10 protein-coding genes are annotated in these 9,373 nt (G+C 61.0%); 6 read left to right on the top strand and 4 right to left on the bottom strand.

Annotated elements, in window-relative coordinates; translation table 11 throughout:
• The coding region (locus I8N66_RS25580) for an amidohydrolase family protein (protein WP_291159702.1) at positions 1 to 849 on the top strand (849 nt) is incomplete at its 5' end.
• Positions 850 to 1,014: 165 nt separating this feature from the next.
• The gene (locus tag I8N66_RS25575) at positions 1,015 to 1,215 is read left to right on the top strand and encodes a hypothetical protein (protein WP_162768941.1); all 201 of its coding nucleotides are present in this window, start codon (positions 1,015 to 1,017) and stop codon (positions 1,213 to 1,215) included.
• Positions 1,216 to 1,387: 172 nt separating this feature from the next.
• Here I8N66_RS25575 and I8N66_RS25570 read toward each other — a convergent pair whose 3' ends face one another.
• Positions 1,388 to 1,966, bottom strand: coding sequence for a TetR/AcrR family transcriptional regulator (locus tag I8N66_RS25570; protein WP_291159698.1), 579 nt, complete (start codon positions 1,964 to 1,966; stop codon positions 1,388 to 1,390).
• Positions 1,967 to 2,031: 65 nt separating this feature from the next.
• On the opposite strand from I8N66_RS25570, the gene I8N66_RS25565 reads away from it, so the two are divergent.
• The 4 genes from I8N66_RS25565 to ppk2 all read left to right on the top strand — a co-directional run bounded on the left by I8N66_RS25565 (position 2,032) and on the right by ppk2 (position 5,800).
• Positions 2,032 to 2,409, top strand: coding sequence for a nuclear transport factor 2 family protein (locus I8N66_RS25565; RefSeq protein WP_291159695.1), 378 nt, complete (start codon positions 2,032 to 2,034; stop codon positions 2,407 to 2,409).
• 88 nt (positions 2,410 to 2,497) lie between these two features.
• Positions 2,498 to 2,860, top strand: a complete 363-nt coding sequence (locus I8N66_RS25560; RefSeq protein WP_291159692.1) for a nuclear transport factor 2 family protein — start codon at positions 2,498 to 2,500, stop codon at positions 2,858 to 2,860.
• 320 nt (positions 2,861 to 3,180) lie between these two features.
• Positions 3,181 to 4,977: a SulP family inorganic anion transporter gene (locus I8N66_RS25555; protein ID WP_291159689.1), complete on the top strand. Its 1,797-nt coding sequence runs from the start codon at positions 3,181 to 3,183 to the stop codon at positions 4,975 to 4,977.
• Positions 4,946 to 5,800, top strand: a complete 855-nt coding sequence (ppk2, locus tag I8N66_RS25550; RefSeq protein WP_113540573.1) for a polyphosphate kinase 2 — start codon at positions 4,946 to 4,948, stop codon at positions 5,798 to 5,800. Before I8N66_RS25555 ends, ppk2 begins: the two co-directional genes overlap by 32 nt.
• Positions 5,801 to 5,918: 118 nt before the next feature.
• Here ppk2 and I8N66_RS25545 read toward each other — a convergent pair whose 3' ends face one another.
• The 3 genes from I8N66_RS25545 to I8N66_RS25535 form a co-directional block, all read right to left on the bottom strand.
• Positions 5,919 to 6,380, bottom strand: coding sequence for a histidine kinase (locus tag I8N66_RS25545; RefSeq protein ID WP_113540574.1), 462 nt, complete (start codon positions 6,378 to 6,380; stop codon positions 5,919 to 5,921).
• A 354-nt stretch (positions 6,381 to 6,734) separates the two neighbouring features.
• Positions 6,735 to 8,618: a patatin-like phospholipase family protein gene (locus I8N66_RS25540; RefSeq protein WP_291159685.1), complete on the bottom strand. Its 1,884-nt coding sequence runs from the start codon at positions 8,616 to 8,618 to the stop codon at positions 6,735 to 6,737.
• 218 nt (positions 8,619 to 8,836) lie between these two features.
• Positions 8,837 to 9,373: MgtC/SapB family protein (locus tag I8N66_RS25535; protein ID WP_365887842.1), on the bottom strand; the 537-nt coding region annotated here is incomplete at its 5' end.

The raw sequence follows: 9,373 nt of genomic DNA, 5'->3' as shown, positions 1-9,373 counted from the left end.
ATTCCGGCGGCCCATCCCGGCAAACAGGCTGAATGGTTCCGCGAGATCATGTCGTTCCGTCCCGCCGTCCACGACGACGGCACGCTGAGCTTCCTCGGCCTTGGGGAATCCCTGGTCTTTGCGATGAACGACGGCGTGCAGATGGGGCCGGGTTTCGCTCCGCCCAAGGAAGCCCGCGACGAACTGCTGAAAGTCGCGCAGCTCGCTGCAGAACGACACATCCCCGTCGAGATCCATGCCTATACCGACGATGCCGCGAGCGCGATCCTCGACGTCTTCGAGGAGGTGCACAAGACGCACCCGCTCAACGACCTCAGGTGGTCGATCGCCCACCTCAACACCGGATCGGAACGAACCCTCGACCGAATGCAGAAGATGGGCCTCGCCTACACCGTCCAGATGGGGCCGTATTTCGAGGCTCCTGCCATCAGAGAAGCGAACGGTGCCGCGGTCGCTGCAGTTTCGCCACCGACGCGGCTCGCCATCGACAAGGGGATCATGGTGGCCGGTGGCACCGACTCCACTCGCATCGGCGTCGCCGGCGTCTGGCAGGCGATAGAATATCACCTGAGGGGGCGTTCGCTGGGAGGCACGGTGCAAAAGGCGGATGATCAGTTGTTGACGCGTGAGGAAGCGCTTCGCCTCTATACCCGCAACGCCGCTTGGATCGGCTTTGCGGAAGAGGACCGCGGCACGCTGTCCACGGGCAAGTTCGCCGATCTTGCCGTGCTTGACAAACCTTACATGACCATGCCGGTGGACGAGGTCGATACGGTCCGCTCCGTCCTGACCCTGCTCGGCGGCAAGATCGTGTACGACTCAGGCGTCGTCGAGACAGGGCGACCATAGCGCCGAGCGACGCCTGTCGGGGCACGGCCTTCCATCAGCAGCCATCGAACAGGCGCCACATTCTCACCACTCGATAACCCGATTTACGCACCCGTCTAATCCTTGACGGGCGCGTGCACTGTGAGACGCTATGACTTCACGGTTGTAGTGCGTAGGGGGCATCCAGTGAAATTCTCAAAGTCCAAGAAGAAGCATCCCGGAAAGATGCACAAGGCAATTGTAGCTGTCGGCCGCTATGATGACGGATTCGTCGGCGCATGGCGCGCCACTCCCGGTTTCTCCTATCGGGGACGATGGCTCAACGAAGGATGCCCGGGCACCTTCGAGACATGGCTCGTCAACAAGGGCGTCATGCCCAAGGTGTAACGCGGTCACTCCGAACCGGCATTCCATGAACTGCGCCGTTCGGTGGAGTGGGACATCTTGTGCCTCCATAGCAACGGAATGATGCCGCGCGCAGTCGCTGGCGCATCGTTCCAGTGCTCCAGGGGCTCGCGTGGCTGGCACGCGAGACAATGCCGACGCGCACGGCTCGACTTTAGCGTCGGGCCAGAAGCCTTCGAAGCGCCTCTTCCACCAAGGCGGGAACCCTCGCCGGATCATCCAGATATGCGATTTCGAGAAGGCCGTCGTAGAGCGCGACCAGCAAAGAAGCGGTGGCCGATGGGGCTGGGTCGCCATCGGCCGCCAGAAGTTTACTGAGCACACCATGAAACCAAGCGCGCTGGGCGTTGATGGCTTGCCGAACGGGGCTCTTCGCGTCCGGGTATTCCGCGGCTGCGTTGAGGAATGGGCAGCCCCGATAATCCCCGCCGACGACGGCGGCGCTGATGCGTCCGAAGATCACCGTGATCGTCTGAAGCGGAGGTTGCTTGGGCAGCTCTGACACAGCCTTCCGCCCCAGTTGGTCCTGCTCTTCGATGTAGGCAAGAACCAGATCGTCCTTCGACGGGAAGTGGTTATAGAACGTCGCCTTTGCGGCGCCCGCTTCGGCGATGATGCGATCGATGCCCACGCCACGGATGCCCTCGGCGTAGAAAAGGCGGGTTGCGGTATCGAGCAGGCGGCGGCGCGCAGGACTTGCTCCAGGATCGGTTTGCGGGACGGTCTTGTTCATGTCGTTGACTCTAGCAGACAGATCTGTATGCTGCATAGACAGACCTGTCTGTATTTGAGGAAATTATGCAAACGAACGGAACGGCCGGCGTCATCGAGGAGTTCAACCGGGTATTCCTTGATCGAGATCCCGCGAAACTCAAAGACCTGATCGCACCTGACTGCGTGATGGAGTCTATCCAGCCGGCCCCCGATGGCACGCGATACGTAGGCTACGACGCTTGCCTTGCATTCTGGGAGGCCCTCGCCAGCGACACCGTTGCCCATTTCGAAGTCGAAGAAACGCGCGCGCTGGGCGACCGTGCCACCATTTGCTGGCGGTTGCACTTCGGCGACGGCCAGTCGCTGCGGGGCGTCAACCTGATGCACGTCCGCGACGGCCGGATCGTCGAAGCGCTGGGATACTCGAAATTGCCGGGCCAGTCGGCTCCGCTTCCGGATTGACCCAACGCTCGAGCCATTACCCCCAGCACCCGACTGCGCCGGGACCCCTTCGAGGGCGAGGCTCTATTTCACAAAGCGAGGAAGAAAGATGAACGCCAATAGCGAAATGACCCGCAAGCTCATGGAGCGTTTCAACACCGCTTTTCAGCAGCATCGCCCTGAAGACCTCGACGATCTGATTGGCGAAGGCTGTGTTCTCGAAAACACGGCGCCGGCCCCCGATGGAGCACGCTACGAAGGGCGTGAGGCATGCCTCAATTTCTGGAAAGGGATTGCGTCCACCGCGAACCTTGTTTTCGAAGAAGAGGACATATGGGCCAGCGAAGACCGTGGAATCATCCGCTGGCAACTTCGCTGGAGCGAAGATGCAGCGGACCGGGTACGCGGCGTAAACATCATGCGCGTTCGGGACGGAAAGATCGTTGAGGGTCTGGGATATGTGAAGGGATAGGTGCGCGCCCTTGCCGCCCCTCAGCTATGCTGCGGGGCGGGTCCGCGCGACGATATCAGGCAATCTCGGGCTGCCGAAATCCACCGCGGCGGCGCGGCGGAGAGCCCGTCACAAGCCTCTGCACGGCGAGATCAGATGCGGCACACGTTGTAGAGGCTTTGGCCTCGTGGTCGCTGCAACTTTTGCGCATTATACGTGATTAGGCAAAACGAAAAGTTTTGCATCTCTAATATTCTCAATGTTATGGTCCATTCGTTTGACCCTCCCGTTCGACACGGCATCGTTGTTGGCAGGAGGAGTCATAGTCCGGGGGCATACGCATGCCGTTTAATCTGCCTCGCCTGCCGTTGCTCGCGAACCTGGATGGTTACCGTGTCGGCTGGCTGCGCAACGATATCTCTGCAGGACTTGCCATTGCCGCCGTAGGTCTGCCAAGCGCCATCGCCTACCCGGCCATAGCTGGACTGCCCGCCGAAACCGGCCTCTATGCCAGCATAACGCCGCTCATCGCCTACGCGCTTTTCGGGCCATCGCGCCAATTGATCGTTGGACCAGATGCTGCGACGATGACAGTGCTGGCCGCGGTTCTGACAACGGTTTTCGCTACGCCCGGCACCACGGTCGACCGAGTGACAGCGGCTGCGCTGCTGGCGCTGATCGTCGGCATCCTTTGCCTGATTGCCCGCCTCGTGCGGCTCGGCGTATTGGCAACCTTTCTGTCACGCCCGATCCTGACCGGTTTCTTCGCCGGCATCTCGCTGTCGATCCTTGTTGGGCAGATCAAGCGTTTTACCGGCGTCAGCATTGAGTCCGAGGGTCTGATATCGCCGGTGGTCGAACTTCTGCGCCAAGCCGGTTCGATCCATTGGCCCACCCTGGCATTTGCCTTGGCCTGCTTCGCGCTCCTGCAAGTGGCCCGCATCTATCGATCGCCCATACCAGGACCGGTCATCGTCGTCTTCGTCGCCGTGCTGCTTTCCTTTCTCTTCGACTTCGAAGGGCGCGGCATGGCGGTTGTCGGCGACATACCGCAGGGGTTACCGTCGTTTACCCTGCCGCGCCTCGGGAACCTGCCGATTGACACCCTACTGACGGGCGGAGCCGCCATCTTCCTCGTCAGTTTCGGCTCCGGTGTCATCACGGCGCGCAGTTTCGCAACGCTCGGTGGCTATCGTGTCGATCCAAATCGCGAACTGACAGGCTTCGGTGGAGCAAATTTCGCCGCCGGGCTGTTCGGGGCGTTTCCGGTGACCGCTTCGGATTCCCGTACCGCCGTGAACTTTGCTGTCGGTGGTAGATCGCAAATCGCAAGCCTGGTTGCCGCTGCGACCCTGATGGCCGTGCTCCTGTTTCTCGGCAACATTCTGCGCGTCCTGCCGATCGCAGCGCTCGGCGCTATCCTTGCGGCGACCGCACTCAGCCTGATCGACATCGAGGGCCTCAGGCGGATTTGGCGCGTCAACCGGATCGAGTTCGTTTTTGCGCTGATCGCGCTCTGGGGGCCGATCGGCCTCGGCGTCTTGAACGGCGTGGTCATCGCGATTGCCGCGACGCTGATCTATCTGCTGCTGCAGACCATGTATCCGCACGACGCGATGCTTGGCAGAATCCCCGGTCGGGACGGTTTCTACAAGCTGCATCGAGCACCGGACGCACGCCCGGTGCCGGGCTTTGGCGCCTGCATGATCCAGGACAGCCTGCTTTTCTACAACGCGGACTATGTGCGGGCGCGCTTGACGGCGATCGCCGACGAACTGCCGCCGCCTGCGCATTGGCTGGTCATCGATGCCAGTGCGATCCCCCAGATCGACAGCACCGCAGCCGAGATGCTCGGGGATCTCGCCGAGGAACTGAAGGCGCGCGACATTACGCTCGGCATGGCGGAACTGCACACGGATGCCCGCGCCCTGCTTGAGCGAGCCGGCATCATCGAAAGAATCGGACCCAACATGATCTTCGAGGGCATGGAGGACGCGCTCGACGCTTACGAAGCCCGGTACGGTGAAAGCCACGTGCCGGAAGGGGAATCTGTGGCGAACTCCAACGCCATGGGAACAGCACAAAACTTCGAAACGGGAGAGACAGATGGGAAAACACGAAGGCAAGAAAAAGAATAAGGACAAGAACGGCGCCGACAAGGTTGCCGAAGCGTCTGCACCTGCAGAAGAGCGATCATCCGGTGGCTACGCCAAGGAGCTCGCCCGGCTGCAAGAAGAGATTGCACACCTGCAGGCCTGGGTGAAGAAGACCGGCGCCCGCATCGTCATCATCTTCGAAGGCCGCGATGCTGCCGGCAAGGGCGGCGTGATCCGGCGACTTACCGAGCGCGTCAGCCCCCGCGTCTTTAGGGTAACGGCCTTGCCGGCGCCGACGGAGCGGGAAAAGTCGCAGATCTACATGCAGCGCTACATCCAGCATCTGCCGGCAGCCGGCGAAGTGGTGATCTTCGACCGCTCCTGGTACAACCGCCCGGGTGTGGAGCGCGTCATGGGCTTCACCTCCGAAGACAGCGCCCGGCGCTTCCTCGAACTCGCGCCGCGCTTCGAAGCGGCAATGGTCGAAAGCGGCATCGTCCTGCTGAAATACTTCCTCGACGTCAGCGAGAAGGAGCAGGAACGCCGGTTCCGTCAGCGCATCGCCGACCCATTGCGCCAGTGGAAGCTTAGCCCGATGGACGTCGAGTCCTATCAGCGCTGGTGGGATTATACCCGGGCTTACAACGAGATGATCCGCATGACGGACACGGAGTATGCCCCCTGGTGGATCGTGCCGTCGGATGACAAGAAGCGGGCGCGGATCAACTGCATCTCGCACATTCTTGCCTCGATCCCCTACGAACGCGTGAAGTTCACCGAGCCGGACCTCGGCAAACGCCAGAAACGACCGGATGACTTCGAGCACGACGACCACGTTCGCAGAACGGTGCCTGACGTTGCTTAAAGCGCGTAAGCCCGCGCGGAAAGGCGCGGGCTTACCGAAACGGTCGATCGTTCCCTGAGCACCGGAAATGTAGTGCCGCCGCCGCCACCGCTCACTCCGTCGCTGATGGCGGTGATGCTCAGGCCTTGTCCGGAGCCCAGTTCAGGAAGAACCCGACGTCGCCGGGCACTCCGCCCGGAAAGTTGATGATCATCGCCTTCAACTTGTAGCCTTGCGGCTTGCCGTGCTGCTGATAGCGATCGAAGAACTCCTTTGCCTTGCCCTGCAGGGTCTGCGGCCAGTCGCGATCACCGCTGTTGATGGCGCGGCCGCTGTCGGTGCATAGCTCGGACGGGAAGCTATAAACCATAGCTTCAAACTTGCCGGCCTTGACGGCGTTCGTCACAAGGCGGCGAACGATGGCGATCTCCTCCTCGGTCACCTGCTTCTTGAGGAAATCTGCGGCGAAGTCGGCGTGTTTCTCTTCCTCAATCGTCCTCAATCGCCGATCTTTGTCCATCTCCTCCATTTCCCGCTGGAGGATCTGCATTCGGAGGTCCTGTGCACTCGGAGGTGCGCCGGCATTCTTATTCTCAGCCATCACGTCGATCCACTTCAAGCAAATGGGACCACTGTGACATCGGACTACACGGTTGCCGTGCGCCGCAAGCCAAAGACGTCCCGCAAGTACATCCAAGGGAACCCGATCGGCATACCAATTCGGGGACGAAGCATTTTCGAATATGAGCCGCCTCTTGTCCGAGGTCTCTCTATTTGTTGATCTTTCTCACTTCCAAACGGGATAGCCGATGCGGGCTAATCCCCCACAAGGCTATCCTAAAATACTACAACCGCAAGAGGACAGTGACAATTCGGAATGAGCGATGAAATTCGCCGAAACGCCGGGGCGATCGCGCTTCGCCGACACAGATTTCGGCCAATCATTGACACCCCACTACAAAGCAGTCCGATCCAGACCATTGCTTATCGCCTGTGACAGGCCCGGCCCCGCCGCAACACCAAGTACCTGGAGAAGCTTCGGGTCGTTCTCGCCAAGACGTTCCTCGATCCAGCGTTTCGTCCAGTCATAGGCGTTGACGTAAAGTTCGGAATGCCGGCTCCAATCCATGAAACCGATTGCGCTCGAAATTGGCGGCGAGACGAGCATGTCCCGCTCGCCGAGCATGACCTCCTCCGGCCTGTGTGCCAACACGCTCGCCGTGATCACCTGAATCACGCTCGGGACCTTCGGCAGATTGGCACGACCAAACGGTGTGAGCATTCGCACCGCCAGTTCGGACGCCCCGGGAATGCTGTCATAGTCGATATGATGCCTCCTCGGCCCGTCGGCCCCCAAGCTCACGACGACGTTGGGTCCCGTCTTGAGTTCCTTCATCTGCTCCAGCGGCAGATTGTTCATGATGGCGCCGTCGACCAGCATGTCGCCATCGGCCGTGAAGAACGGTGGCAGGACGCCGGGGATCGAGCCCGACGCCCTGACGGCCTGCCAGAGCTTGCCCCTGCGGTGGACATATGCCAGCCGGCTGCTGAGATTGGTCGATAGCGCGAAGAACGGAAGCCAGAGGTCCTCGATCAGGATATCGCCATATTCGGCCTGAAGCGTGCGGTCGAGCACCTTGTGATCGAGCAGCGCATACTGCGGCAGGGTGAGACGGCGAAACGCACGGCTCTTCACAAAGATGAGGTGTGTACCCCGGTCGATTTCGTCGGCGTCCAGTCCGCTGGCAAAGCCAGCCATGATCGCGGCGCCCGAACTGGTCCCTCCGAGATAGTCGAAGGAAGCTCCTGCTTCGACAAACGCCCTGTAGACTCCGATATGCGCGCAGCCGAGCGAGCCCCCGCCGGCTGCGACAAAGCCTCTCGCCTCACCCAGGATAAAGCGGACCAGGCGTTCGAGATCCAACTGATCTTCCAAGGAAACGTGGTGGTGTTGGCGCACGCCGGGCCGTATGTCGAGCCATGCGGCAGTTCCGGAGACCGTTGCGGAGCGCTTCCCATGAACGAGCACCAGCCGAAGGTTGGATGGCGCATGGACCGAGAGCGCCAACGCTTCACAGGGGCTGAGGTCAGGCGGGTCGGAAGCATCGGCATACAACAGGACGTTGTCGGCCTGGCGAATACATACGCGCGTCCAGTCACTCGGCTCATCATCCGCAACATAGACAATGACATCGGCCTTGACTTCGAGATGGTTCAACCAATCCAGCACGGCTTGGTCGTCGAACGGCAAGTTGGCGAACCGGTCCTCGAGTTCTCCCTTGGCCAGAAAGATGATCCGCTTGTCCGATGCAAATGCGGCGCGGAACTGCGCTATGAAATCAGCTGAAATCCGGCTGCTGCCGGCAGGAACAATTGCCAGCGTCCGAAGCTTGCAGGGCTGCCGGATCTGCGTTGGCGGCGGAGACTGCATCGCAAACCGTCGCGCGAGAAACGTCGTCACCGACTGGCGCAGGCTGGGCAGTGCTTTGGCGGCCCTTTCGAATTGGTCGTCGCGGATTTCGAGTACGATGGAATCACGCGCCGCAACGACGGTGGCAATGCGCGGCAGCGCAGCAAAGAAGCCGACTTCGCCGACGAGTTCGCCTTGGCCAATCTCGGCAACAGGCTCAAGAACACCCTCGCGGATCACCGTGAAACGACCCGACAGAACGACGAAGAAGCGGTCCGACCGGTCTCCCTCTCGCACGAGAACCTCGCCGCGACGCAAGATCCTACGATCCGAGTTGGCGGCCAGGGCCTCCAAGGCGGCCAAAGAGGTCTGGTCGAACAACAGCGTCGCCGACAGCAGCTTGGCGGCAAGAGAACCGGTGGAGTCCATCGAACCTTCCTTGGTACAGGCTTACATCGACATTAGCGGTTCCGAGATGAATTGCCGAACGGATTTGCTGCAGACCACACTTGGCGCGTGGCTCGACGTTCTCGAGGACCGGCAATCGGACGCACGCTGCGCCACCCGACCGACCTGATGTCTCACGTAACCGGCGGCTCAAGTTGGTGGACCGACGCCCGTTCGATCTCGTCACATGGCAGCCACTGCTAGCGCTTGGTGTGGTTGTTGCTCGCCCGGTCCTGCGGTGCCACATCCGGCTTTTCGTGCCGCGTTGCCCGCGTCTCGAAAGAACCGATGACAAAGAGGACGGAGAAGGCGGAGGCGACGGCAAGGCCGGCGACGATCCAGTGACCGAAACCCACCGCAATGCCGATAGCTCCGGCGAGCCAGAGACTGGCACCGGTCGTTATCCCCTGAACTTCACCTTTGGAAAGCACGATGGTGCCGGCGGCGAGAAATGCGACACCTGCGGTCACAGCCTCCACCACCCGCAGCGGATCGATACGGACACGGTCGTCGAAGAGGCCGTTCAGCCGGACGCTTTCCAGCGAAATGATGCCAAACGCGCAGGCAGCAAGGCAGACGAGCATGTGCGTCTTTAGACCCGCCGGACGTGCCTTTGCCTCACGCTCAAAGCCAATGACTGCACCAAAGATCAGTGCGCCGAGGATTCGCGCCAGAATGATGGGATAGGGAATCTGTGAAGGCGGGAACAATTCAGCAGTGATCTGATCCAAGCGGAA

The organism is Ensifer sp. SSB1 (assembly GCF_016652895.1).
GTDB lineage: Bacteria > Pseudomonadota > Alphaproteobacteria > Rhizobiales > Rhizobiaceae > Ensifer.
Note: the sequence above shows the minus strand (reverse complement) of the source record. Positions and strands in the feature narration are given on the sequence as shown.

Coding starts and splice junctions, on each gene's coding strand:
- I8N66_RS25570 (WP_291159698.1), bottom strand. CDS start 1,966: ATGAACAAGACCGTCCCGCAAACCGATCCTGGAGCAAGTCCTGCGCGC.
- I8N66_RS25565 (WP_291159695.1), top strand. CDS start 2,032: ATGCAAACGAACGGAACGGCCGGCGTCATCGAGGAGTTCAACCGGGTA.
- I8N66_RS25560 (WP_291159692.1), top strand. CDS start 2,498: ATGAACGCCAATAGCGAAATGACCCGCAAGCTCATGGAGCGTTTCAAC.
- I8N66_RS25555 (WP_291159689.1), top strand. CDS start 3,181: ATGCCGTTTAATCTGCCTCGCCTGCCGTTGCTCGCGAACCTGGATGGT.
- ppk2 (WP_113540573.1), top strand. CDS start 4,946: ATGGGAAAACACGAAGGCAAGAAAAAGAATAAGGACAAGAACGGCGCC.
- I8N66_RS25545 (WP_113540574.1), bottom strand. CDS start 6,380: ATGGCTGAGAATAAGAATGCCGGCGCACCTCCGAGTGCACAGGACCTC.
- I8N66_RS25540 (WP_291159685.1), bottom strand. CDS start 8,618: ATGGACTCCACCGGTTCTCTTGCCGCCAAGCTGCTGTCGGCGACGCTG.